Here is a 24,930-nt window from a genome sequence, read left to right as displayed (position 1 = left end):
GATGAATTTTCTTCCGGTTCGTGAAGCCTTGCTGCAGGCGGATGGTGCCAGCAAGTGCGCCGCGATGCAGGCGTTGAAGCGCGCGTGGGATGCCGGCGAGCTCGATCAAGACGGTGACAGTGCGATCGATGTCGTCGATCAACCCGGTCGGCCGGAACGGCCGTTGCTAGTATCGCCGCGCGACGTCGAGCGTCGACAGGTGTCGACCCTCGAAGGTCGGGCAGCGCTGATTCATTCGATCGCCCATATCGAATTCAACGCCATCAATCTCGCGCTCGATGCGATCTATCGCTTCCGTGGCCTGCCACGCGCTTATTATGGCGATTGGCTACAAGTGGCGGCGGAGGAGGCGTATCACTTCACGTTGTTGCGCGATCATCTACGTTCGCTCGGTTTCGACTACGGCGACTTCAGTGCGCACAATGGTTTGTGGCAAATGGCGTTGCAGACGGCGCACGATCCACTGGTACGTATGGCGCTGGTGCCGCGTGTCCTCGAAGCACGCGGGTTAGATGTATCGCCGACACTGATCAACAAGTTCAAATCGTGCGGTGATCGGCGCGCGGTCGAGATTTTGGAAATCATCCAGCGCGACGAGATCGGTCACGTGCGTATCGGCAATCGCTGGTACCACTATTTATGCGAGCAGCGCGCGCTCGACCCGCTCGAAACGTTTCGACGTTTGCTGGTGGAGTACAACGCGCCGCGACTGCGGCCGCCGTTCGCCGAGGCGGCGCGGCGGCAGGCGGGGTTTAGCGACGACGAGATGGCGTTGTTGGAAATGTTGGCGACTAAAACTTAAACGTTTTTCGCGGGTCGTTGTGAGCGTGCCGCGGCGGTGGCCGCCGCGGCTAGGGCGATGGTGAGGCTAAAGAGCAGTGCTCCGAACAGCGTCAACCAGTCGGTGACGGTGCTCGGTGTGGTCATGGCTTGCAGCGGCGGCAGCAGATTGAAACCACCGACGAGTTGACGTTGCTTCACCGCTTGTAGTGCCGCCACCGAGACGATCGCGACCGCGAAGCCGATGATGCCGCTGACGAGTCCCCGTTTTAGCAGGTCGGCGCGGGTGTACTGCCGTGGCACGATATCGGCCAATCCCTCGAGTCTCGGTTCGCGCACGCCAAACGGCGAAAACCGATGCAGCATGATCAAGCCGGGTACGCCGACAGCGATCGTGAACAAAAAGAAATCGAACCAGCCCATGGCATCGACCATCACGCCGGTGACCGGCCCGGCAAAAATGCGCGGTAGTGCGAACAGGCTCGAGAACAGCGCGTACTGCGTTGCCGAGAATTGCTTCATGGTCATGCGTAGCAGCAGCACGCCGAAAGCGCCGGTGCCCATGCCGCTGGTGAGACTCTCGAAACCCATGGCGGCATACATGAGCGGTCGGTCGACACCGACCATCGCGATCAACACGTAGCCCAGGTTCGACAATAACTGCAGCACGCCGAACGCCCATAGGGCGTGACCGAGACCCATCGCCGTCGTCAGCATGCCGCCGAGAAAAGTACCGAACAGCGTTGCGACCAGACCGATGGAGGCGGTGGCGATGCCGACGTCGACGTGATCGAAACCCACCTGCACTAAGAACGGCCGTAGCAGTGCGCCGGCGAGATTATCGGCGAGCTTGTACAGGACTACGAACGCGAGCAGTTCGAGCGCGCGCGCTTTGGCGAGGAAACCGACGAAGGGTTCCCACACGGCGGCACGTAACGAGGTTGGCGGCGGTAGCTGATCGACGGCGGGACGCGGTGCGAGTAGGGTCACCAGCAGCATCGGCACGTACAGCAGGGCCAGCAGCGTAAATACCATGGGCCACGACCACATGCCGGCAAGCGTAATGGCGACACCGCCGGCGACGTACATCGCCGTGCGATAGAGCGCCGTCCGCAAGCCGACGGCGACGCTTTGTTCGTGCGGTTCCAGTACCTCGACGGTGTAGGCGTCGACGGCGATGTCTTGTGTTGCCGATGCCAGCGCGATGCTGATTGTCAGCGTGCCGATGATCCAGATGGCATCGGGATGGGTAGCGACATTGCCGAGGGCGAACGTAAGTGCGAGCAATAAAATTTGTGCGATCAGTGCCCAGCCGACCTTGCGACCCACACGCGGGATCGGCAGTGCGTAACGATCCATTAGCGGCGACCACAAGAACTTGAAGCTCCATGGCGCTTGCGCCAGCGTGAACAGGCCGATGATCTTGATATCGACGCCCTGGTCAGCGAGCCAAGTCGGGATTGCGATCCAAACGAGCCCAAGCGGTAGTCCGGAGGAAAACGACAGCAGGCTGACGGCGGCGGTGCGCCAGCTCTTCAGTGCCAGCCAGACAGCACGCCAGGCCGGCATCTTAGTAGTCATCAGCGGAAGTTCCTTTTACGAAAGTGCGGCCGGCGAAGTATAGCGTGATCATGTCGTTTTCAGAGGTCGCGAATGAGGAACGTGTCGATTGCGCCGCCTAGTGCAATACCGCTTCGGTCTTGCCACTTTCGCTTCGTGGTAGATTAAGTCGTCGACCACTTAAGATTGCGGAGTTTGCGTTGCAGCGAAAATCTATGGCGGTGGCGGTTCTCGTTCTGTTGGCTTGGGTTGCTACGGTTTCAGCCGCGCCCATCGGCGGCCCGGCGGGGACGCAGGCGTATCGCGTCGATGAGCCGGCATTGGAAGGTTTCGGTTATGTCTATGAGGCCGGAAAGGAACATGCACTCACGATAGTGCTGGTGCACGGCATCGGTCCGGGGGCGGAAGATTATGCCGAAACCATTACTTGGCTGGCGCGTTCGTATCATGTGGTCGCCGTCGATCTACCGGGCTTCGGTCGTTCGAGCAAGGCGAATGTCGCTTACTCGCCGACTAACTATGTCATTTTCTTAAAGCGCGTCGCCGAGCGTTTCGCGCATCGGCCGTTTGTGCTGGTCGGTCACTCCATGGGGGCGGTGGTGTCGTTGCGTTATGCCGCGACCTATCCGGATGACGTCGCCAAGCTCGTCGTCATCGATGCGCCCGGCATTTTGCATCGTTATGCCTATGCCACCCATCATTTGGCGCAAATCGGTCTCGAAGGAACGACGGACGAGGTCGATCCGGCGTCGGGTTTTGCTAAGGTTATTCGCAAAATTCTCGGCAGCTTGGAGCAAAGCTCGTTCGACCCGGAGGTCGTGCTGGCGAGCCCGAAATTGCGCGAGACGATGTTCAGCGGCGATCCCAGCGCCATCGCCGGCCTCGCGGTCGCGATCGAAGATTTTAGTAAGCAATTACGCAAGCTGTCGACCGATACGCTGGTCATCTGGGGTAAGGACGATTTGGTCACGCCGGTACGTACCGGCAAATTGCTGGAGCATGTGATGCCGCATGCGCGCCTAGTGGTGTTCGATACCGCCGCGCATGTGCCGATGCGCGAAGCGCCGGAGCGGTTCCGCTCGACGCTGGCATCGTTCCTCGACGATACGCCGGTGCCGCTGAGCGCGTCGGCGCCGCTAAAAAAATACGGCAACGTCAGCTGTACGCGTCGGCGCGATGTGGTGTACGAAGGTGACTACGAGTCGCTTAATCTCAATGGTTGCCAGCAAGTCATCATCCGCAATGCCCGCGTGCACCAGCTCAAGGCGGTGCACTCGCGCGTCACCATCGAACAGAGCTATATCGGCGGCGGCGATGTCGGTTTACTGGTACACAGCGCGGTGGTGGTCATGACCGGCGGCCGCATCGAAGGCGATACCGCGATCACCGCAATCGGCAGTCGTTTGGATCTTGCCGGCGTCGATATCGACGGCAAGGACGCGGCGATAAAGGCGCCGCAATCCTCGTCGGTCGTTTTCTCGATCTGTCGTATGCAAAGTCCGCACACCAAAGGCGAAGTGCACGGCTATTATGCGTTGGCGCCGGACAACCCGATGTAGTGCGGACGGCGTTAGGAGTGGAGCGAAGTGTTCGGCGGCCCGATCTTGCGCAGCATGTTGTCGATGATGAGTAACTGGTTTTCGAGGTTCTGCTTGTTCGCTTCGAGATCGGCGATACGGCCGCTCAAGTTGCCCAAGTTCTGGTGAATGCGTTTTAGGTTTTCCAGCCGGTGGTCCATCATCATCTTCTGCTCGCGTACCTGCGCCAGGATCGGCGCCATGATCGCCTTGCTCCAGTGGCGCGCGGCGGTGTTGCAGTCGGCGCAGATGACGCGCGCGCGGCTGCCTAAAGTGATGAAGAATTTTTTGATAACGAAGTGCTGCTCGGTCATGAGCGTGACCGGACTCTTGCGGAATGCTTCCGCCTCTTCGCGCAAGCGCTGCATGCGCGCCTTGCAAATTGCTAGCGAAAGCGCTGTCGGCTGGAGGCGGGCCAGACCGCGGTCACCGAGGAATTTATGATGAATCGACTGCACTTGTGTCAGGATTTGCTGTGCCTGCCGGTCGGCTTTTTCCATGGTTTCGATGGCGCCGTCGAACAACAATTTCATACCCACTTGTAGTCCCGGTGTCGTCCACGATTCCTGCATGGCGTTGCGGGTGCGGATAAGCAGCGCATCGAAGCTTTCGACGCTCAAATAGTCGAGCAGTATTTTGCTGGCTTCCGACAGCGCCGCGCGGGTGTGCTGAAAATTATTCAGCGTCTGATCGTATGCCTGCTTTTCGCCGCGCATATGGCTGATCATTTGCTGGATCGCCGCCTGGCTTTTACCCGAAACGCTCTGCAACTCGGCCAGTTGCGTTTTCACCGAGGCCAAGCGTGCCTCGATCATGGCGCGGGTGTGGTCGACAATGCTGCCGATTTCGCGGGCGATTTTGTCGCGCATTAGCGCCTGCTTGGCGGCGATGATGTCGGTCGACAGTTTGGTCTCGAGCGCGATGAGGCCGCTGCGCTCGATCAACGCACGATCGGCCTTGATTTTGCCGACTAGACCTTTCTGCGCTGACACCGGGAAAATCGATCGCGGATTGACGCCGAGAGTCTTCGAGGTCTCGTCGATTTGGCGTGTAAGAGTCGTGGCAATGGTGTCGGCGGTGCGCAGCTCATCCCACAGCGCATCGACTTTATTCAACACGACCAGCTGTGCATCGCTCGGCCCGCGCCGGGCGATGCACACGTGATTGACCCAGACATCGAGATCCGATTTGGTGACGCCGGTATCGGCCGCCAGCACGAACAGCACCGCGTGTGCCGACGGCAGCATGCTCATAGTGAGTTCGGGTTCGGTGCCGAGCGAGTTGAGGCCCGGCGTATCGAGCACGACCAGGCCCTGTTTCAACAGCGGGTGCGGGAAATTGATAATGGCGTGGCGCCACAGCGGGATCTGTATCTTGCCATCGCTCGGCGGCATGACCCCGGGTGCCAAGCGATTATAAAGACCGAGTTCCTCGGCTTCGCGCACGCTCACCATTTTGGTTTGTACGATCTGCTGCAGCGCCTCGGCCATTGCCTTTGGATGTTGCAAATCGAGCGACATCATCGACCACGATGCCGCCATATGCTTGTATTCAGCGATAGTGAGCGATGACTTACGGGTTTCGATCGGCAATAGCTTCACGCACGGTGGTTCCCGCTCTTCGTACAGCAGCTCGGTTGGGCACATAGTCGTGCGGCCGGCGTCGGACGGTAGCAGGCGTTGCTTATAGTCGGCGAAGAAGATGGCGTTGATGAGCTCGGTCTTGCCGCGGGAGAACTCGGCGACCAAGGCCACCGTGAGCTTGTCGTACTTGAGGGCGTCGATTAATTCGTAGACGCGGAGGTCGTCTTCGCCGTGGCCCAGACCTTGGGTTTCGACCCAGCTCTGGTAATCGCTAATGATTACCGCTAGCTCGTCGCGCCAATTCTTATAGTCACTGAGTCGTCGGCCAAAGGCATTAATCGTCGCCGTCGGGGGACGGACTAGCGGTTGAGGAATGCCGATGATTGGTAAGGCCATCGGGACGGCAGTTTACCTATGGAACTTCAGAAAAAGCTAGAGCTTTGTGTGGGAAATAATCGGCGGGGTTAATGGATGACGCTGGCTAGGCGCGGATCGAGTGTAAAGCTCAGATCCATGATCGGTTGCACGATCAACATTAAGGTCAGAATCAGTAGGACGCTGACGACCAGGGGCGATAAGTCGATGCCTTGCGGCGACGGGATCATTCGCCGCGCCGGGAACAGCAGCGGCTCCGTGAGCCCGGCTAACAGGTCACCGAGCGGATGGCGTTCGCCGTATGGATTGATCCACGACATAACGGCGCGCGCGAAGATGGCCACTAGATAGACATACACCGTCAGCCGAATCAGCCGTGCCACCGTTAGGACGATGACGGCGGTGATCGCCGGTGTGAAGCCGTACAACCAACTCGTTAGATAAATTTCCAACACCATCAGCGCAACCAGCAGGACCACTGCTGCCCAGTCGATGCCAAGCATTCCAGGGATCAGGCGGCGCAGTGGCTTCAGTAGTGGGTTGGTCAGGGCGACGATGAACTGCGAGATCGGGTTATAAAAGCTGGCGCGCGCCAGCTGAAACAAGAAGCGCAGCAGCACCAGCAGGGTATAGAACCCAAAGACGACTTGAATCAGAAACAGCGCCGCTTGGCTGAAATAGGGCATTACAGCTCCTTGCCAAACAGGTCGGCGAGTTCGCGGGCGCGGTGGGCGGCGGCGCGGATCGCTTCTTGGAACAGCCGTTCCAAGCCACCTTCGCGCAATACGGTCAGGGCCCGTTCGGTGGTACCGCCGGGAGAGGTGACGCGTGCGCGCAGCGTCGCTGGCGGCTCGGCGTCTTCGAGTGCGATCTTGGCGGCGCCGAATGCGGTTTCTAAGGTTAATAGCCGCGCCGTTGCCGGGTCGAGACCTTCGTCGATGGCGGCACGTTCCAAAGCTTCCATCACTAAGAAGAAATACGCCGGGCCACTGCCAGATAGGGCAGTGACGACATCCAACGATTCCTCGTCGTTGAGCCAGGAGGTAACGCCGACAGCGCGCAAAATCGACTCGGCTTGGGCCCGCATCGACGCATCGACCCGGTCGTTGGCATAGAGCCCGGTAGCACCGGAGCCGACCAGTGCCGGCGTATTCGGCATGGCACGCACGATCGGCAGTCCGCCGCCGAGCCAGCGTTGAATGTCATCGGCACGCACACCGGCGGCAATCGAGATCACTAGCGGCCGCTGTTTTTGTGCAACATCGGCGATCTCGCGGGCTACAGCTTGTAATACTTGCGGTTTGACGGCGATCACCAAGATTTGCGCACGGCCGGCGATGTCGGCATTCGTAGCGTAGGTTTTAACGCGAAACAGTGTCGCGACCGTGGCGCGTTGCTCGGCATTGGGGTCGGAAAGAATGACGCGTTGGCTAGGCCAACCGTTAGCAATCAAGCCGCCGGCCAAGCTGCGCGCCATGTTGCCGGCACCGAGGAAGCCGACCAGCGGCCGTTGTTGGCGAACGGGGCGGCGGGCGACGTTGCGGGCGGTCGATTGTTTTGATCGCGCGGTGGGCTGCCGGCGCTTGGTTTTTTTCTTTGCGGCCATGGCGGGCAGTTTAAAACCCTAAGTGCGCACGGCGCAACGCGCGTTGCATCGCTGCACGGCTTAGACTAAAAATTAGACAAGAAGCGAAACTCCTTCTAATTGCACGCTTTCCTAGAACGAAAACGCCGGGAGCCCCATGGATATCGCCGAACTACTGGCGTTTGCTTACAAACAGAACGCCTCCGACCTGCACTTATCCGCGGGTTTGCCGCCGATGATTCGCGTCGATGGCGACATTAAACGCATCAATGTCGACCCGTTGGACGATCGCACCGTCCACAACATGGTCTACGACATTATGTCGGATAAACAGCAAAAAGATTACGAGGAGTTCCTCGAGTGCGACTTTTCTTTCGACCTGCCGAACATATCGCGCTTTCGCGTTAATGCTTATAACCAGGAACGCGGGCCAGCGGCTGTATTCCGAACTATTCCATCGAAGGTGTTGACGCTCGAACAGCTGAACGCACCGGAGATCTTCAAGAAAATTTCCGACCAGCCGCGGGGTCTGGTGTTGGTGACCGGGCCCACTGGCTCCGGTAAATCGACCACGTTGGCGGCGATGATCAATTACGTTAATGAAAGCCGTCATGAACATATTCTGACGATCGAAGATCCGATCGAGTTCGTGCACACCAGCAAGAACTGTTTGGTGAACCAGCGTGAAGTCGGGCGCGACACCTTGAGCTTCAACAATGCGCTGCGCGCGTCCTTGCGTGAAGACCCAGACATCATCCTGGTCGGCGAAATGCGCGATCTTGAGACCATTCGCCTGGCGCTGACTGGCGCCGAGACCGGTCACTTGGTGTTTGGCACCCTGCATACGTCGTCGGCCGCCAAGACCATCGACCGTATCATCGATGTGTTCCCGGCAGCGGAGAAAGACATGGTGCGGGCGATGTTGTCGGAATCGCTGCGCGCGGTGATCTCGCAGTCGTTGTTGAAGAAGGTCGGCGGCGGACGCTGCGCGGTGCACGAGATCATGATCGGCACGCCGGCGATTCGAAACTTAATTCGCGAAGGCAAGGTGGCGCAGATGTATTCCGCCATTCAGACCGGTCAGAACATGGGCATGCAGACGCTCGATCAATGTTTAATGGATTTAGTGAAGGCGCGGCAGATCCATATCGACGAGGCGCGCTCTTCTGCGGTCAACAAGGAAATGTTTCAGCCGGTGCCAAGCGGCGGGGCGCCTAAAGCGGGGGCGAAATAACGATGAACTTCACTGACCTGCTGAAGTTGATGAAGCACAAGAAGGCATCCGACTTATTCATTACCGCCGGTGTGCCGCCGTCCATCAAGGTCGACGGCAAGCTCGTGCCGGTGACCAAGCAGTCGCTGACGCCGGAACAATCGCGCGCGTTCGTTTACGGCATCATGAACGAAGAGCAGCGCCGTCAGTTCGAAGCGCACAACGAATGTAATTTCGCGATCGCACCGCAAGAGATCGGCCGCTTTCGCGTGAACGTATTTCTGCAGCAGCAGCGTGTCGGTATGGTGCTGCGTACGATCAACACCGATATCCCGCGGTTCGACGATCTCAACTTGCCGAAGATTTTGACCGAGGTGGCGTTGACCAAGCGCGGCCTGGTGTTGTTCGTCGGTGGTACCGGCTCAGGCAAATCGACGTCGTTGGCGGCGCTAATCGGTTATCGCAACGAGTACAGCTACGGCCACATCCTCACGATCGAAGATCCGATCGAGTACGTGCACCAACACAAGAATTGCATCGTTACGCAGCGCGAGGTCGGCGTTGATACCGACTCGTACGACGTGGCGCTGAAGAACGCCATGCGCCAGGCACCAGACGTGATCTTGATCGGCGAAATCCGCTCGCGCGAAACCATGGATCTCGCCGTTCAGTTCGCCGAGACCGGCCACTTGTGTCTGTCGACACTCCATGCCAACAACGCCAACCAGGCGCTCGATCGCGTCATCAACTTCTTTCCAGAAGAGAAGAAGAACCAATTGCTCATGGACCTGGCGCTTAACCTGAAGGGGATCGTCTCGCAGCGCCTGATCCCCATGAAGACTGGCAAGGGCCGCGTGCCGGCGGTCGAGGTTATGATCAACACGCCGCTCATTTCCGACATGATCATGGAAGGCAATATCCCCGGTTTGAAAGATTTGATGGCCAAGTCAGCCGAGGCCGGCATGCAGACGTTCGACCAATCGCTGTTCAGCCTGTACGACGCCGATCTCATCACCTATGACGACGCGTTGCGTAACGCTGACTCGGTGAACGACGTTCGCCTGCGTATCAAGCTCGAAGGCAAGGATTCGAAGGGCCGCGAGTTGGGCGATACCTTGCGGAATATTACTTACAAATAATTTGTAAGTCGTTAAAAGATCGAGACATGCGTACTTACAATTATTGCTAAGTTGCTGTAAGGCTTCATGGCTCTCTAATCTGACAAAAAACGTCAATTGACGCCGAGTCATACGCCGGTAGACTCGCTATGAAAATGAAAATTTGGTTTTTACTTCTCGTCGCCAATTGCGGAGCCACTTTTTCAGCACAAGCTGAGTATGGAAGGGGATTTATCGGTGCCGAGATGGATCCTCAAACTGGTCGCTTTAAAGAAGTGTATCGGGATTGGAAAGAGGGCATTGTCTTTGACGCTAATAGCGGCAACTACATTGTCACTTACAAAGGCGATAACAATTCGTATTACGAAGTTATTTTCGAACCCGCAACAAAAGTTAAGCCAGTGCTGAAGCCCAAGTATGACTTTGTCGAAAATACGGAAGCGATCCGCTATCAATACCAACTTGAAAATGGCAAAACTGCAAAGCAGTCAATTGCCGCTCTGACCACAGCGATAAGTAATTTAAATTCTGGTAGTCCCATAGACCCTACGGGGTGGCATGGCACCACTTTTCCAGACACAAAATCTTCTTCCCTCAAGTTGGATTGGTCTTATGCAGGAAAGAATGCGAATGAAATGATGAGTGCTAGTCAATTGGGTATTGCACCGGGGAAAAAGCAAAGTGGTTTTGTATTAGAGAGCGACGACTTGCCAGGCGTAGCTGTAATGGAAATACGCGGCCGTCGAACGACAGCCGCATGGTTGGGTAGCGCGCCGGAATTTGAAAGTCCGCTCGGACAACAAATTGCTCAGTTAGAGTCGAGCAACTTTGTGCCATGTATTGCTGCTGTTCCTCGGATAACTATTCCTAGTTCCTTCGATGGTGCTGTTGTGCTCGACGCATTGCGGATACATGTCACTAAAGACATGGTCGATATGAAAGTAATTGAATCAACATTGGCTTCGCAACTCGATCGTTTACTCCAAGCGGCCGCTGAAGCTATTCGACATAAGAGTATAAAGTTGGCGCGCGATCATCTACATGAGGCATTCGTTCTCATGCAAAAAAATTATCCCGATATAGAAAAGGAGGGATGGGATGATGAAAGTAATCCCCAAGGCAACGCTAAAAATGTGCACGCTATTGATTCATTGGCAGCTCGTGTAATTGCCTTCGATGTTAAATACGTCGAAAAGCGTCTGCCGAATTGAACCAGATGAATGAACGACCAGATGACCCGCTGAAGGCGGGTCATCAGTACTCGAAGAAGTTAGTTCGACCGTGTTATCCGAGACCCAATTGCCGGAGCGTCATGGTGGCAATGGTTAAGGCGAGTAGGCCCAGCACCCAGTAGTTGAATTTCCGTTTCTCCCGCACGAGTACCCTTACCATACACACCTCCGTTTGCGTAGAACGTATTTGCAATATAGCTATCGTGGCGGCATCTGCCAGGTGGCGAAATACGTCGAGCGGTGGTTCTACAACTTAACTCATTGATTATGTGCCCGGCGCAGCTTGGGGCGGGCTGCTGCTTCATAGACGATGTGTCCACCGACGAGGGTGTAACCGACGCGGCCCTCGAATTCTTGTCCCAGGAACGGCGTGTTGTGACCACGCGACACGATTTGATCTTCCGTCAGCGTCCAGCGTTGCTTGAGATCGAAGATACAAATATCGGCGGTTGCGCCTACATTGAGACGACCGGACTCTAGCCCAAGAATGTCCGCGGGCCGGCTTGTGACCAGGGCAATCGCTTCAGGCAACGTCAGCACTTTTTCGTGGACCAGGCGCAGCGTTAGCGGCAATAGCGTTTCGAGTGCAGAGATGCCAGGTTCGGAGTCGCTGAATGGCGCGAGCTTGGCGTCCGGTTGGTGCGGTTGGTGATCGGAGCAGATCGCGCCGATGACGCCGTTCTTCAGTGCGCGTCTCAACGCTTCGCGGTCGCGCTTGCTGCGCAGCGGCGGTTGTACATGGCATTGGGTGTTGAAGTAGCCGATGTCGTGCTCAGTCAGGTGCAATTGATGCGCGGTGACGTCGGCGCTCACGGGCAATCCGCGGCGTTGCGCTTCGGCGACCATTTGGACAGCGCGCGCGCTCGACAGGCCGCAGAAGTGGGCGCGTACGCGGGTTTGATCGATCAGTGCTAAATCGCGGGCGACAGCGACGGTTTCGGCGGCTTCGGGAATGCCGGGCAAGCCCAAGCGCATGCCGACCTCGCCTTCATGCACGCAGCCGACGCCGCGTAGCCACGGATCTTCCGAATGCAGCAGGACCAGCAGATCGAAGCTGGCCGCATATTCCATCGCTCGGCGCATCACCAGCGTGTCGGTGATCGGTGCCAACGCATTGGTGAAAGCGACGCAGCCGGCTTCATCGAGCGCTTCCATGTCGGCCAGCAGCTCGCCTTTTAGATCTTTGGTCAGCGCACCGAGCGGATGGACGAACGACATACCGAAGCGCCAGGCACGCGACTGAATCATCTGCGTCATCGCTGGCGTATCGATCACCGGATCGGTGTCCGGCGGACAACACAACGTGGTGATGCCAGCGGCGACCGCGGCTTTGAGCTCGCTTTCGAGCGTGGCTTTGTATTCGAGTCCGGGTTCGCGTAATCGTGCGCGCAGATCGATCAGCCCCGGGCAGACGACTTTGCCACTGGCGTCGAGTGTACGTTTCGGCTTGAACCCTGTGGGCGCGCGGCCGACACCGACGATGAAGCCGTCGGTATCGATATAGAGGTCGCGTGCGCCGTTGATACGGTTGGCGGGGTCGACTAAGTGACCGCCTTTGATTAGCAGGCTCATTCGGACGCCCTCGGCGCGCGGCTGCGGCTCTCGTTCGGCGAGCCGCCGAGGATCAACGCCATGATCGCCATGCGTACGGCGATGCCATTGGTGACTTGCGGCAGGATCACTGATTGCGGTCCGTCAGCGACGATCGAATCGATCTCGAGTCCACGATTCATCGGCCCCGGGTGCATCACGATCGCATCCTTTTTGGCATAGCCCAGTTTTTCCGGCGTTAGGCCGTAGAGATTGAAGTATTCCTGCTCGCTCGGCAGAAACGCGCCACGCATGCGCTCCAGTTGCAGCCGCAGCATGATGACGACGTCGACGCCGTCAAGCCCCGCTTTCATGTCCGTGTAAGGCACAACGCCTAGCCGCTCGACCGCGGTCGGCAACAATGTCTTCGGTGCGATCACGCGAACTTCGGCGACGCCGAGCGTGTTGAGCGCGTGAATCTGCGAGCGGGCGACGCGTGAATGCTGAATGTCGCCGACAATCGCCACCTTGAGCTTGTCGAACGAACCTTTGTGCTCGCGGATGGTGAAGGCGTCGAGCATCGCTTGCGTCGGATGCGCGTGCGCACCGTCGCCGGCGTTGATGATATGGACGTGCGCCGGTACGTGCGCCGCGATCAAATGGGCGGCGCCGCTGCGATTGTGGCGCACGACGAACAAATCGGTATGCATCGCTTCGAGATTGCGCACAGTGTCGAGTAGCGTCTCGCCCTTATTCGCGCTCGACGTGGCGATATTCAGATTGATGACGTCGGCCGACAACCGTTTGGCCGCGATCTCGAACGTGGTGCGCGTGCGCGTGCTCGCTTCGAAGAACAGATTGACGACGGTCTTGCCGCGCGCCAGCGGGACTTTTTTGATTTCGCGCTGACCGACCGAGATAAACGATTTGGCGGTATCGAGAATTTCGAGGAGGGTCTGGCGGCGGAGGCCTTCAATAGTGAGGAAATGACGCAGTCGTCCTTGGCTGTCGAACTGGAGGTTCTCCGTCAAGCGTGGCTCTCCTGAATTTTCAGCTCCAAGTGATCGGGGCCGCCGATCAGCTTCGCTTGTAGTCGTTTGTTGAGTTGCATGTGTTCCCCGGCGACTTGCGCTTCGATCGGCAACTCGCGGCCTTCGCGCACGATCAACACCGCGAGCGTGACCGAGGCCGGCCGGCCGTAGTCGAAGATTTCATTGAGGGCGGCGCGAATGGTGCGACCGGTATGCAGGACATCGTCGACCAAGATGACGTGCCGATCTTCGAGGTTCACCGGCAGATTCGACGCTTTAACCTGCGGGTTCATGCCGATGCGAGTGAAGTCGTCGCGATAAAACGAGATGTCGAGCGTGCCGAGAGGATCGGTCAGCGCCAGTTGTTTGTGCAACCGCTCGGCGATCCAGGCGCCGCCGGTGTGAATCCCCACCATTACCGCCTGCTTTTTATTCAACTCTCGCAGTTGCTGCGCCATGCGGTCGATGGCGGCGTTGATGTCGAAGGATTGGCTCATCGTGGGCTTTCGTTCAGAAATGCTTGAAGTATCGTTTGTGCGGCGAGTTTGTCGATTTGCGTTTTATGACGTTTCAACGGCACGCCGGCGTCGAGCAGGGCGTCCGTGGCAGCGCACGTGGAGAGGCGTTCATCGACCATATGTATGGGCAGATTGTACCGGGCCCGCAGCGCTTCACCAAAGGCTCGGGCAGCACGTGTTATCGGGTTGTCACTGCCGTCCATATTAAGCGGCAGTCCGACGACCAGCGCCTCGGGTTCCCACTCTTTAATTAGGCGGGTAATACCGTCCCAGTCAGGGTTGTCGCCATGGGCGACAAGAATGGTGAGCGGCTGCGCTAAGTGGGTATGGTGGCTGCCGACCGCAACGCCCGTATGCCTTTTACCGTAGTCGAAGCCGAGAAATGTTCCGACCGTCAAGCGTGACCGGCCTGCGATGACAGCATCGTCAGGTTGACGCCGAGCAGCTCAGCGGCCGCGTTCCAGCGCCGTTCGAGCGGTAGCTCGAAGAGAATTTCGCGACTCGCCGGTCCCGACAGCCAGGAGTTCTCGACCAGCTCGCGCTCCAGTTGTCCAGCACCCCAGCCGGCATAACCGAGTGCGATCAAATAACGGTTGGGCCCTTTCTGAGAAGCGATCGCCGCCAGGATATCGCGCGACGTGGAGATACCGATGGTCTCAGTGACCGGTAGTGTCGACTCCCAGTTGCCGATCGGCTCGTGGATGACGAAGCCGCGATTGTTCTGCACCGGTCCACCGAGATACACCGGCTGTGAGGCGACGGCCTCATCGACGGCGGTAATCTCGAGCTGCTCCAAAATATCGCGCAGCTTCAGATCGGTCGGTCGGTTGATGACGATCCCCATGGCGCCTTCGCTCGAGTGCTCGCACAGGAAAGTGACGGTGCGCGAAAAATTCGCGTCCGCGAGCGTCGGCATGGCGATGAGGAAGTGATTGGAAAGAGAGACGGTGCCGTTCATGGCCGTAGTATCTGGCACGGCCGAAGTGTGCGCAAGGACGCAAAGGATCTACATAGTGATGCGACGTTCACTCATGAAAAAGAGAGGTGTATTTCCATCCGCTGTGTGAGGTATTGGTGTGTTCTAACTCAACAGCGAGAAACCTAGAGCGTCGGCGGGGAGACAGCAACCAGCACACTCGTGCTGGTTGCTGTCCGTACTCACATTAACGCACGCGGATAAAGTCGAAGTTTCCAACGGCTTTGGTTAGCGGGTCGTCCGCATCCATGACGATGCGCATAATTTGTGGACCCGCAGCGAGACTCACCGGCACCGTCAACGTCTGCCAATTCGCCCAATCACCGGTATTAGGAATCGTGATCGATCCGGTTTTGTCGAGGCCGTCGACTTCGACGTGGAACTTACCGCTACTCCCTTTGGAGGCAACGCGGATGTCGAGGTTGTAAGTACCGGCCGCGGTCACATTGACCGTGTAGTTCAGCCATTCGCCGGCGTGAGTGATGACAACGGCATAGCTGTTATTGGCGCCAGCCGTCGGTTCGATATCGACCTCTGATACGGTCCGATAGTTATTCGCCACATTCCAGGTGTCCGTTTCGTGATAGCTCACTTCCGGGCCGCCGTTGTCAAAATCCTCGGCTTCGACCAGACCCGGAAGCGCCGCCGGCGTTGCGGTCGGATACGGTTCGGCGCGACGTAGGCGAATGTAGTCGAAATTCGCTACTGCACCACTCGAGCCGTTTGCCTCCATCACCAGCCGCAACGTTTGCGGTCCCGCCGCGAGATTCACGATACGGGCGACGTTGCGCCAGTTGTACCAATTGCCGGTATTGGGAACGACGATGCTGCCGGTTTTGTTGGCGCCAGCGAATTCGATATGAAAACTTCCGTTATCGCTGGCAGCCGCCACACCGACCTCGAGGATGTAGTTGCCGGCGGCGGCAACATTGACCGCGTAATTTAACCATTCACCACCACGGGTAATGACAAGCGCATTGCCTTTGCTTGCGGTTGAGTTCGCTTCAATATCGACCGGCGAAACGCGGAAGTAGTTGTCCGGGTCCCATGTATCGACTTCATGGTAAGAAACGCCCTCGCTACCATTGTCGAAGTACTCAGCTTCAACCGTTCCAGGAATCGCCGCCGGATTCGGTCCCGGGTAAGGCGATACCGGTACTGCCTGCGCCGTCAAGCGAACGTAGTCCAAATTTCCGACTGCTCCCGTGGTACCGCCATTGGTTTCCATGACAATGCGCATGATCTGCTTGCCGGTGCTCAAGGCGACCGCCGGCAGTTTCAACGTCCGCCATATGTTCCAGTCGCCGGTGTCCGGTATAGAGATAGCCCCCGTTTTGTTGACGCCGTTGAACTCGATATGGAAGCTGCCGCCCAGGCCTTTGGAGGCCACTGGCACTTCCAAGACGTAGTTGCCGGCGCGAGTCACGTCGACCATGTACTTCAGGTATTCATCCTTGCGCGCGCAACCGATCAAATAGCCATTGCTCGCGTTCCCTGCCGCCTCGAGGCCGACCGTTGTTGGACGATAACCAGAGGGCGAACCGCAGCTCGTGGTGTCAACATCGTGATAGGCAACGCCTTCGCCGCCTTCATCGAAATTTTCGGCTTCGATCGTCGCCACGTTCAGGTTCGCGGCGGGAATGGACGCGGGATTCGGGCCGGGATACGGGGTTTCCGTCGGTGGCGGTGGCGGCGGCGTGCTCGCTGCCTGCAGTGCGCCGGCGGTACCCGTGCGCGAACGTCCATTTAAGTCGACAGCGAGAATTCCATTCCAACCATTATCGTCGTTGATGCCGATGCCGGTTCGGGTCGCCATGGTCGACGGGCACGACGCCGCTTCCTCGGCGGAGGTATGCACGCTAGCGTAGGGAATAACGTACGGCTTCGGATTGGTCTGCAATTGGCGGTAGACGACATAGGGACCGCGGATGGCTTGCACTTTCAGCGTGTTGTCGGTGGTCGTGCAACCCAATGTCGTGCAGTAGCTCGTCGCTCCTGTCGATGTGCCAGGCTGAATGACTTTATATAGGAAACAAGCGGAGTCGCTGGCGTTCTTGCAGCTCGCCATGTCCGCCGTCCGCAGAATCGTTCCGGTGTTATAGAACGAATTGGTGCGCAAGGAGATCGGATTGTCGATGCTAGTGGTACCAAAACTGGTCGAACCGTAGAAGACGTTACGGTCGGCAATCGTGTTGGTCGGCGAGATACCGGAATGCTTCGGACCTGAAGAAATAGTGGCATTGCAGCGCACGTCCACGTCGGCCTCGTCCAGTGCCGAAAATGATTCCTGTTGGGCGCCGATGATGGTATTTAGATACAGCTCGTAGGCGTGGCGGTAACTCCCATCATCCCAAGTGTTGAAGACAATGCTGTTGTAGGGACGGTCCGGCCGGTCGGGATAGCCGAGAAAGTGCCGCTGTAAATCGTAAAAAATATTGCCGATATAGGAGTTGCGACTGGCAGAGTTGCTGAGGCCAAGCTGGCTATCGGCAAGAACATTGTTTTGTATCAGCACATAGTCGTTGTTGCCGTACATCGTTATGTTGTTGCCGGACTCACCGTTGCAGCATTGGGTCAGATCGGTAACGCGGGCACCCCACATACGATTGTGCAAAATCCGCACGGGGAATTGCTGTGTTCCTTTGACTTTCACCGACAGTGGCGATTCGGCGATTGCCTGCTGACCGCCAGGAACGGTTGCGTAGAGCGCCGGCGTTACATATAGGTCATTGTTCTCGACGACAATGCCGGGAATTTGCGTTCCAAGGTTGTGGCCGATTTGAATCGGATGCGACACCCAATCGTAAATTTCGTTATTAACGATATGGTATCCGCTGTCGCGGTTGTCGAGGCCGACGGCCATATCGATACCTATTGCTTCCGCATTGGCTCCAAACGGTCCGGAATTGCGCAGCACGCTGTTTTGAATTGTCAGGCTTTGATAATCAGATGTGGAGTCGGCGCTGTCGGTTTGGCCGATACCGCCATAGATCGCGCCCTTGCCGCCGCCCTCGATCAGCACCCGATTGATGATGACATCATGTAAGTTTTTCGTTTTTGTTGCGCGGAATTGGATCCGTTGCATGAAATGTTGTCCGCTCAGTCCTGGGAACGTCAGGCGATCAACCAGCCAATAGTTGCCTTGGATGGCCAGCTGAAAAAGCTTCGTCTGATTCGTGCCTTGGCGCCACGGCACTTCGTTATTGCCGGTATAACGCAGCACTTTGTAGTTGCTGGCAGTGCCATTGGCCGTGGGTGGTATCAGCAGCGTTTGCTTCCCCGTGTGATCGCCGGGAGCGATGCAGATTGTGTTGCGCGACCAATCGATTTTGTCCCAGGACATGTCGGGTGTGATGGTTTGATCACACGGCCGCGCCGAGAGTGCGGCGACATCCACATTACAGTTCGGTCCGCCAGCGCGGCATTCGTACTGGGATGAGTAGTTGTTAATGTCCGCCGCATTGGCCGGCGGGATCACAGAGGGAATAATCAAGAGAATTGAAAAAACGGAATGACGAAACCAACTTTCCACTAGCGATGACATGAGTAGCCTCCCTACTTGTTTGTTGTTACGGGTAGTGTCCAACGCGGGCCATCCTAGCGAAGGTGGTTCAATCAAAGTTGTATTCATGTCTGCTCGTAGCTGATCGCGTCTGTTCGTTGCCGGTCGTGTCCGTAGCATCACTTAACGACACATGGTAATTTCCGAAGGGGGAGCCTTTGTCCGCGTGGAGTCATAATGAATAAGAAATTTCTCCGCTTTCTTGCGCCTGTTTTTGCGCTGCTCGTTTTTGCCGCTTGTGGTGGTGGTGGCAACAGCGATAGCAGCTCTCGGACCAATCCATCGCCAACGATGGCACCGATCAGCGTTACGCCATCTGAGCCGTGGAAGAATGGCGTCGTTACTTTCGAAACCAACTGCCTAGGTTCCGGCACGCTCACTTACGATTGGGATTTTGGCGACGGCACTCGCCGCCGGACGAGCGATGACTTTACGACGGCGCCTGATCAGGTTCCGCCGAATCAGTTTGCGCATGCTTACAGCGAAGGAAGCGATGACTATCCCGTCAGCGTGACGTGTACCGATGCCACCGGACAGAGCACGAGCGTTACTCGTCACGTCAAAGTTAATCGGCTCGACATCACGCCGATCGCCAACCGTACCTGTGGCAGCGGCAAGCTCGGTCAAGGATGGTGTGCGCAAAATCCATCGCCAACGGCGGCGGACCTTAAAGATATCGCCGTGGTAAATCGGGTGACGGCTTGGATGGTTGGCAGCCACGGCGCGGTCGTGAAAACCGCCGATGCTGGCGGCACCTGGAAGGCACAGAGCTCCGGAACGAATCGTAATCTGTTGTCCGTTGCAGTGGTGGATGCGAATACGGCGTGGATAGTTGGCGACGGCGGCACCATTCTCATAACCAGCAATGGTGGTGCCGAGTGGAAGTCGCAGATCGCCGGCACCGGTAGCAACTTAACCTCCGTCACCGCCGTGAACGCGACTACCGCGTGGGCCGTGGGCGATGGTGGCACGATCCTTAAGACGACGAATGGCGGTGCCGACTGGAAGCTGCAGACGTCCGGTGTCAGTAAGAACTTAATAGACATTGCTGGGGTGAATGGCGACACGCTGTGGGTGGTGGGCAACGACGGCACGATCCTCAGAACCACTAACGGCGGTGACAAGTGGACGACGCAGACGTCGGGCACGACCAGCCCTTTAATGTCGCTGGCGGCGGTGAATGCGGATACCGCTTGGGCGGTCGGTAATAACGGCACGGTCCTCAAGACGATCAACGGCGGCGATAAGTGGGATGTGCAGACCTCGGGCACCAGCACTCATTTGCAATCCATTGCCGCGGCGGATGCGACTACCGCTTGGGCCATTGGTGATGACGGCACGATTCTCAAGACTTCGAACGGTGGCGCCAACTGGCAGCCGCGGACTTCCGGCACTGCCAGCAACTTGTCGTCGATTGTCGTCGTCGACGATAAAACGGCGTGGGTAGTGGGTTTCGCCGGTGTCTATGACGAAGCAAAAATTTACGGAACCGTCCTAAAAACCACGGACGGCGGTAACACCTGGATGTTGGAAAGCGCCGGGTCGACCAATCGTCTTGCCGGCATGTTCGCCTTGGACGCGAACACCGCGTGGGCAGTCGGGCTGCGCGGTACGATCTTGAAGACTACTAACGGTGGTGCGACGTGGGGTGCGCAAAACTCCGGTACACCTTTTCCTTTGTATGCGGTCACCGCGTTGAACGCGAACGTAGCGTGGGCCGTCGGCGGTAGGGGCACGATCCTTAAGACCACGAACGGCGGCGCCACGTGGCAGAGCCTGCCTTGGGCGAGTGGTACGCCATCGATCGAGAATTGGTTGTCGGCAATCGTCTTACTGGACGCGGATACCGCGTGGGTGGTCGGGAGCGAAAGCGCGATCCTGAAGGTCTTCAAAAACGCCGCCGGCGAATATACCTGGCAAGCCCAATCTACCGGGCAAGTGCAGGTTCCCAACACGCCGATCGAATGGATGGGCACCATCGCGATGGTGGATGCCAACACGGCATGGGTAGTTGGGCACGAGGGTTCGATTCTTAAGACAACGAATGGCGGTCAAAGCTGGGTAGAGCAACGTCCGCGGAAAATCCTTCCACAAACCGACACCTCGGAGTTTTTTGATGGAGTTGTCGCACTCGACGCGAACACCGCGTGGGTGGTGGGAAGCAATGGCAAAATCTTCAAAACTACGGACGGCGGTAATAACTGGGTGCGACAGAATGCCGGCACCGGCTGGTTTGCCGCCATCGCTGCCGTGGATAAAAAAACGGCGTGGGTGGTTGACGGATTAACCGGCGAGATCTTCAAGACCACGGATGAAGGTGCCACATGGGTGCCGCAAAGTTCCGGGTTGGGGCGCAATTTAATCGACGTCGTCGCACTGGATAAGGACACGGCGTGGGCGGTGGGTGATCTTGGGATCATCATCAAGACACTCACCGGCGGCGAATGATATTTACGCGTCAGTGATGAATGGCACTTAACTTAAGCAAAAGCCGAAACATATCCGCCGCCACTCCCTCTCCCCTTGCGGGAGAGGGCCGGGGTGGGGCGGGTTTTTTGCAGTAGCGACTACAACCCACCCCCATCCTGTCCTTCCCCCTGAAGGGGAAGGAACCTGCTAATAAGTTTGGGGCAGGTCAGTTTAGTAACGTAGTCGAGTTAAGTGAGTGCCATTCGACTCAGGACACTACTGCGTCGTCAGCGTTTCGCCATAACGCCACGAGCGCGAGATCGTGATCTCGTCCGCTTCCGCGCGCAGCTCGGGAGTGAAGGGTGCATAAGGGGCGGCTAAGCGCGCGCAGTTGAGCGCGGCATTGTCGAGAATTTCATGTCCCGACGAGCGCGCGACCACGGCGTCGATGAACGAGCCGTCGTGACGGATCGTGACATTCAGCAAGACTTCACCGCGAATACCGCGTCGCTTAGCTTCTTCGGGGTAATGCAAATTGCCGATGCGTTCGGTTTTTGCGCGCCAGCCTTCGAGGTATACCGCGTATTTGTATTCCTGCGTGCGCGCGGTCAAAAATTTACGCTTCGGCCAGTTCGACAACGTGTTCATGCTGAGCGCAACGGCAGCGTTGAGTTGTGCGCGCTCCTCTTGCAGGTTCTTCGACGGCACACCGAGCTTCGCCGGATCGGTATGCGCCTCTTTGCGTTGCGGTTCCGGTTGCGGCGTGGCAATGCGCTTGTCTGAAGTTGCCTGGGTCATCAGCTCGCGCGTATCGCGTTTGGTTGGTACCGCCGTTTGCGGCGACGGGCGTGCGGCCGGCGCGGCACGTTGCTCGCTGACTTCGAACAGCGGCAATGGATTGCGGGCGAAGTCGCGCGTGTTGCTCTCGCCGCCGCCATCTTGATTCGCTTGCGCCAGGAAATCGGCTTTGTCCGGTGCGCGATCGCTGCTGGCCTGAACCAGCGTGATGTCGATGTTCGGCATCGCGTTCATCTCGCGCAGTTTGGGCACGGTGAAGGTGACACCCATGATCACCAGCATGTGCAGCAGCAGCGAACCGAAGGCGGTGACGCCCAGGCGGTCGTTGTCGGACAGGCGGGAACGAACGTGAACGAGTTCCATTACAGAATTGGGTGCCGTCTGGGCGGCTTCGGGGTTCTTAGGGAAGACAATAGTCGATTATTTCCCTCTCCCACCGCGAGAGGGAAATAGGGTGAGGGATGCGAAGTTTGGCAGATGACTGATACGAACATCCCTCACCCCATCCCTCTCCCGGTGGGAGAGGGAGAGTTGGTGCGCTGATGCGTTTTTGTTTCTATCGCGTCGAGTAATCGACCGCTGATATTAAGCCCGTAAAGTTTGTCGAGCTCGCGAATACAAGTCGGGCTGGTGACATTGATCTCGGTTAGGTAGTCGCCGATGACATCGAGACCGACGAACAATAGCCCGCGTTCGCGCAGTGTCGGGCCGACTTGCTGACACAGCCAGCGGTCACGTTCAGTCAGCGGCCGGCCTTCGCCGGTAGCGCCGGCGGCAAGATTGCCGCGCAATTCGCCCGCTGCCGGAACGCGCGCTAGCGCGTAAGGAATCGGTTCACCGTCGACCAGCAGAATGCGTTTATCGCCGGCGGCAATCTCCGGCAAGAAACGTTGTGCCATGGCGAGCCGGTGGCCGCGTTCGGTCATCGTTTCCAGTACTACCGAAATATTCGGGTCGCCGACACGTAACCGAAAGACCGAGGTGCCGCCCATGCCGTCGAGCGGTTTGACGACGATGTCGCTGTGTTCGGCCAAAAATTCGCGCAGACGTTTCGGCTCGCGCGCGACTAACGTCGGCGGCAGGCACTGCGGAAACCAGAGGGCGAACAGTTTTTCGTTGGCGTCGCGCAAGCTTCGTGGGCGATTGACCACGAGCACGCCGCGCGCCTCGGCCAGCTCCAGCAGGTACGTGCTGTAGACATACTCCATGTCGAACGGCGGGTCCTTGCGCATGAGAATAACGTCGAGCTCGGCCAGCGGCCGGATTTTTTCGTCGCCGAGCGCGTACCAACGTTTTTCGTTCGCTTGTACCGTCAACGGCCGTGTACGTGCGCAAGGTTCGGCGCCGCGCAGAAACAGATCGGTCTGCTCGATGTAATGCAGCTCCCAGCCGCGCGTCTGCGCTTCGAGCAGCATGGCGAGGGTGGAGTCTTTGGCGTAATTGATGGATCCGATCGGGTCCATCACCACGCCGAGCTTAAGCGGCATCACGGTCGGCGGCTTGCATTTCGCGGGCGGCGGCGAGCAGTGCCAGACGCGCGGTTACGCCGTAGGCATAGAACAAACCGGCCTCGCCGGCCGACGGCTCGGCCGGCATCGGCTCGAAGCGCATGCCGGGGGCGTTGAGATTTTCAGTCGGGCCGCGTTCGCCATGCAGCCGGTAAAAGCCGCCGATCACCCGTGGGCCGATCATATAAATCACCGGTTCGGAGGTGGCGGGCGGCGTGCCTTTGGTCTCGGAGGTATAGACGCCCTCCTGTACCAGCACCTGCGTAACGGCCCGTCCTTCTTTGGAATGGGCCATTTTCGTTCGTTGCTTACGATTGAGCTCGCGGACTTGATCGGGGTGAGTGATAGTCATGATCGCCATGCCGTAGGTGCCGGCATCGGCTTTGACGATCACGAACGGTTGCCGGTCGATGCCGTATTGCCGGTATTTCTCGCCGACTTCCTGTAGTACCGCCTCGACGTTGTAGCTGAGGCAGTCCTCACCTTCGCGGTTTTGAAAGTCGATTTGGCCGCAATTGCGGAAGATCGGGTCGATTAGCCAAGGGTCGATACCCACCAAGTTGCCGAATTCGGCAGCGATATCACGATAATGGGCGAAATGATCGGATTTACGCCGGCTGCTCCAACCGAGCGCCAACGGCGGAACGATCGGTTGGTCGATGTTTTCCAGAATCGCCGGTCGGCCACCCGAAAGATCGTTGTTGAGCAGCACGAAGCAGGGTTCAAAATCGTCGACCCGGACCTTATTGTCGGTGCGTTTTAGCGGTTCCAATACCAACGCGCGTCCGGACGGCAGGGCCATCGGCATTGGCGCCGTGATTTCCGGCAGCATAGAGCCCATCCGCACCTTAAGGCCGGCGGCGGTGAAGATCGCGCTCAAAGCGGCCAGATTTTCGAAGTAAAACAGATTGCGCGTATGATTTTCCGGGACTAATACCGTGCCGCGTGCCGACGGGCAGAGTCTCTCCACTTCCGCCCGTACGGCGTCGGCTGCCCGCGGATAGACCGACAGCGGCAGATTATTGAACCCGGCCGGAAATAGGTTAGTGTCGATCGGCGCGAGCTTGAAGTCGGCGTACCGTAGGTCGACCGACGCATAAAAAGGGGCCGGTAAGCGTTGCCATTGCCGGTGGAACCACTGTTCAATGACGGTTTGCTGGGCGTGTAGCAGGGTATCGATATTGATCATGGCGCTATGAATCGCGGTATTAGTTAGTCGCGCGACTGCTGGATGAGATTCCTTAACCATTATTACTTCCCGCGCTGTGAGAGGCGCAGAGGATATCTGCATGCCTGAGACGAAACCAGCAGACCAAACGGTGGCATACTTCGTGCAGTTAAATGCGCTACCGGAAACGGGAGAGAGTTAATCCAGTCTCGGAGGAAGTTGCGCGAAGCACAAGACGATGCATGGTCTATAGTTTTTGTGGGTGCCGTAGAGGGATGGGCAATTAGGGATAGCTTTAACACGGCATTTGTACTAGAAAGATCATTCGTCTAGAAGAATTTTGCAGAATTTACTTTCACAGGCAGTATCCTACCCATGGCCTGCGTGTCGGGACTGCCTGAGACCGC

At 57.7% G+C, this 24,930-nt stretch carries 19 protein-coding genes; 6 read left to right on the top strand and 13 right to left on the bottom strand.

Annotation, left to right across the window (positions count from 1 at the left end):
• Position 1: 1 nt before the first annotated feature.
• A complete protein-coding gene (locus tag HY308_19260) occupies positions 2-802 on the top strand; it encodes a ferritin-like domain-containing protein (GenBank protein MBI3900401.1) in 801 nt (266 codons plus the stop codon).
• On the opposite strand, the gene HY308_19255 is transcribed toward HY308_19260, so the two are convergent.
• The gene (locus HY308_19255) at positions 799-2,361 is read right to left on the bottom strand and encodes an MFS transporter (GenBank protein MBI3900400.1); all 1,563 of its coding nucleotides are present in this window, start codon (positions 2,359-2,361) and stop codon (positions 799-801) included. The genes HY308_19260 and HY308_19255 overlap by 4 nt on opposite strands.
• A 179-nt stretch (positions 2,362-2,540) precedes the next feature.
• Here HY308_19255 and HY308_19250 point away from each other — a divergent pair, with 179 nt between their 5' ends.
• Positions 2,541-3,899 (top strand): alpha/beta hydrolase, encoded by a 1,359-nt coding sequence (locus tag HY308_19250; protein MBI3900399.1) that lies wholly within the window; start codon positions 2,541-2,543, stop codon positions 3,897-3,899.
• An 11-nt stretch (positions 3,900-3,910) separates the two neighbouring features.
• Here the strand turns inward: HY308_19250 and HY308_19245 are convergent, their stop codons facing one another.
• From HY308_19245 to HY308_19235, 3 genes are all read right to left on the bottom strand, one after another.
• Entirely contained in the window at positions 3,911-5,896 is a 1,986-nt protein-coding gene (locus HY308_19245) for a dynamin family protein (protein ID MBI3900398.1), read from the bottom strand.
• 68 nt (positions 5,897-5,964) lie between these two features.
• Entirely contained in the window at positions 5,965-6,561 is a 597-nt protein-coding gene (locus HY308_19240) for a YggT family protein (GenBank protein MBI3900397.1), read from the bottom strand.
• Complete coding sequence (locus HY308_19235; protein ID MBI3900396.1) at positions 6,561-7,481, bottom strand: pyrroline-5-carboxylate reductase; 921 nt, start codon at positions 7,479-7,481, stop codon at positions 6,561-6,563. The genes HY308_19240 and HY308_19235 overlap by 1 nt, the downstream gene beginning before the upstream one ends.
• A 136-nt stretch (positions 7,482-7,617) precedes the next feature.
• Here HY308_19235 and HY308_19230 point away from each other — a divergent pair, with 136 nt between their 5' ends.
• The 3 genes from HY308_19230 (at position 7,618) to HY308_19220 (ending at position 11,002) form a co-directional block, all read left to right on the top strand.
• Entirely contained in the window at positions 7,618-8,694 is a 1,077-nt protein-coding gene (locus HY308_19230; GenBank protein ID MBI3900395.1) for a type IV pilus twitching motility protein PilT, read from the top strand.
• A gap of 2 nt (positions 8,695-8,696) precedes the next feature.
• Entirely contained in the window at positions 8,697-9,812 is a 1,116-nt protein-coding gene (locus HY308_19225) for a PilT/PilU family type 4a pilus ATPase (protein ID MBI3900394.1), read from the top strand.
• A gap of 128 nt (positions 9,813-9,940) precedes the next feature.
• Positions 9,941-11,002: a hypothetical protein gene (locus HY308_19220; protein MBI3900393.1), complete on the top strand. Its 1,062-nt coding sequence runs from the start codon at positions 9,941-9,943 to the stop codon at positions 11,000-11,002.
• Positions 11,003-11,281: 279 nt separating this feature from the next.
• On the opposite strand, the gene HY308_19215 is transcribed toward HY308_19220, so the two are convergent.
• From HY308_19215 to HY308_19190, 6 genes are all read right to left on the bottom strand, one after another.
• Complete coding sequence (locus HY308_19215; GenBank protein ID MBI3900392.1) at positions 11,282-12,595, bottom strand: dihydroorotase; 1,314 nt, start codon at positions 12,593-12,595, stop codon at positions 11,282-11,284.
• Positions 12,592-13,584, bottom strand: coding sequence for an aspartate carbamoyltransferase catalytic subunit (locus tag HY308_19210; GenBank protein MBI3900391.1), 993 nt, complete (start codon positions 13,582-13,584; stop codon positions 12,592-12,594). Before HY308_19210 ends, HY308_19215 begins: the two co-directional genes overlap by 4 nt.
• Positions 13,581-14,081: a bifunctional pyr operon transcriptional regulator/uracil phosphoribosyltransferase PyrR gene (pyrR, locus tag HY308_19205; GenBank protein MBI3900390.1), complete on the bottom strand. Its 501-nt coding sequence runs from the start codon at positions 14,079-14,081 to the stop codon at positions 13,581-13,583. Before pyrR ends, HY308_19210 begins: the two co-directional genes overlap by 4 nt.
• Positions 14,078-14,518: a Holliday junction resolvase RuvX gene (gene ruvX / locus HY308_19200; GenBank protein ID MBI3900389.1), complete on the bottom strand. Its 441-nt coding sequence runs from the start codon at positions 14,516-14,518 to the stop codon at positions 14,078-14,080. The genes pyrR and ruvX overlap by 4 nt, the downstream gene beginning before the upstream one ends.
• Complete coding sequence (locus HY308_19195; GenBank protein MBI3900388.1) at positions 14,497-15,060, bottom strand: YqgE/AlgH family protein; 564 nt, start codon at positions 15,058-15,060, stop codon at positions 14,497-14,499. The genes ruvX and HY308_19195 overlap by 22 nt, the downstream gene beginning before the upstream one ends.
• Before the next feature lie 205 nt (positions 15,061-15,265).
• Positions 15,266-18,622, bottom strand: coding sequence for a carbohydrate-binding protein (locus HY308_19190; GenBank protein MBI3900387.1), 3,357 nt, complete (start codon positions 18,620-18,622; stop codon positions 15,266-15,268).
• A gap of 195 nt (positions 18,623-18,817) precedes the next feature.
• Between HY308_19190 and HY308_19185 the strand changes: the two genes are divergently transcribed.
• On the top strand, positions 18,818-21,088 hold the full coding sequence (locus HY308_19185) for a hypothetical protein (GenBank protein ID MBI3900386.1): 2,271 nt from the start codon (positions 18,818-18,820) through the stop codon (positions 21,086-21,088).
• Positions 21,089-21,325: 237 nt separating this feature from the next.
• Here the strand turns inward: HY308_19185 and HY308_19180 are convergent, their stop codons facing one another.
• From HY308_19180 to gshA, 3 genes are all read right to left on the bottom strand, one after another.
• The gene (locus HY308_19180; protein ID MBI3900385.1) at positions 21,326-22,210 is read right to left on the bottom strand and encodes an energy transducer TonB; all 885 of its coding nucleotides are present in this window, start codon (positions 22,208-22,210) and stop codon (positions 21,326-21,328) included.
• Positions 22,211-22,344: 134 nt separating this feature from the next.
• Positions 22,345-23,334: a glutathione synthase gene (gene gshB / locus HY308_19175; GenBank protein MBI3900384.1), complete on the bottom strand. Its 990-nt coding sequence runs from the start codon at positions 23,332-23,334 to the stop codon at positions 22,345-22,347.
• Positions 23,324-24,604 carry a glutamate--cysteine ligase gene (gene gshA / locus HY308_19170; GenBank protein MBI3900383.1) on the bottom strand — a complete coding sequence of 427 codons (1,281 nt, stop codon included), beginning with the start codon at positions 24,602-24,604 and terminating at the stop codon, positions 23,324-23,326. Before gshA ends, gshB begins: the two co-directional genes overlap by 11 nt.
• Positions 24,605-24,930: the final 326 nt, after the last annotated feature.

The sequence above is a fragment of the Gammaproteobacteria bacterium genome, assembly GCA_016199745.1.
In the GTDB taxonomy this organism is placed as follows: Bacteria; Pseudomonadota; Gammaproteobacteria; order Acidiferrobacterales; family Sulfurifustaceae; genus JACQFZ01.
The sequence above is the reverse complement of the archived record's forward strand: the minus strand, read 5'-3'. Positions and strand labels throughout refer to the sequence as shown.

What these genes read in the sequence shown, in the direction of transcription:
- HY308_19260 (MBI3900401.1), top strand. Translation starts at nt 2, where the DNA reads ATGAATTTTCTTCCGGTTCGTGAAGCCTTGCTGCAGGCGGATGGTGCC.
- HY308_19255 (MBI3900400.1), bottom strand. Translation starts at nt 2,361, where the DNA reads ATGACTACTAAGATGCCGGCCTGGCGTGCTGTCTGGCTGGCACTGAAG.
- HY308_19245 (MBI3900398.1), bottom strand. Translation starts at nt 5,896, where the DNA reads ATGGCCTTACCAATCATCGGCATTCCTCAACCGCTAGTCCGTCCCCCG.
- HY308_19240 (MBI3900397.1), bottom strand. Translation starts at nt 6,561, where the DNA reads ATGCCCTATTTCAGCCAAGCGGCGCTGTTTCTGATTCAAGTCGTCTTT.
- HY308_19235 (MBI3900396.1), bottom strand. Translation starts at nt 7,481, where the DNA reads ATGGCCGCAAAGAAAAAAACCAAGCGCCGGCAGCCCACCGCGCGATCA.
- HY308_19230 (MBI3900395.1), top strand. Translation starts at nt 7,618, where the DNA reads ATGGATATCGCCGAACTACTGGCGTTTGCTTACAAACAGAACGCCTCC.
- HY308_19225 (MBI3900394.1), top strand. Translation starts at nt 8,697, where the DNA reads ATGAACTTCACTGACCTGCTGAAGTTGATGAAGCACAAGAAGGCATCC.
- HY308_19220 (MBI3900393.1), top strand. Translation starts at nt 9,941, where the DNA reads ATGAAAATGAAAATTTGGTTTTTACTTCTCGTCGCCAATTGCGGAGCC.
- HY308_19215 (MBI3900392.1), bottom strand. Translation starts at nt 12,595, where the DNA reads ATGAGCCTGCTAATCAAAGGCGGTCACTTAGTCGACCCCGCCAACCGT.
- pyrR (MBI3900390.1), bottom strand. Translation starts at nt 14,081, where the DNA reads ATGAGCCAATCCTTCGACATCAACGCCGCCATCGACCGCATGGCGCAG.
- HY308_19195 (MBI3900388.1), bottom strand. Translation starts at nt 15,060, where the DNA reads ATGAACGGCACCGTCTCTCTTTCCAATCACTTCCTCATCGCCATGCCG.
- HY308_19190 (MBI3900387.1), bottom strand. Translation starts at nt 18,622, where the DNA reads ATGTCATCGCTAGTGGAAAGTTGGTTTCGTCATTCCGTTTTTTCAATT.
- HY308_19185 (MBI3900386.1), top strand. Translation starts at nt 18,818, where the DNA reads ATGAATAAGAAATTTCTCCGCTTTCTTGCGCCTGTTTTTGCGCTGCTC.
- HY308_19180 (MBI3900385.1), bottom strand. Translation starts at nt 22,210, where the DNA reads ATGGAACTCGTTCACGTTCGTTCCCGCCTGTCCGACAACGACCGCCTG.
- gshB (MBI3900384.1), bottom strand. Translation starts at nt 23,334, where the DNA reads ATGCCGCTTAAGCTCGGCGTGGTGATGGACCCGATCGGATCCATCAAT.
- gshA (MBI3900383.1), bottom strand. Translation starts at nt 24,604, where the DNA reads ATGGTTAAGGAATCTCATCCAGCAGTCGCGCGACTAACTAATACCGCG.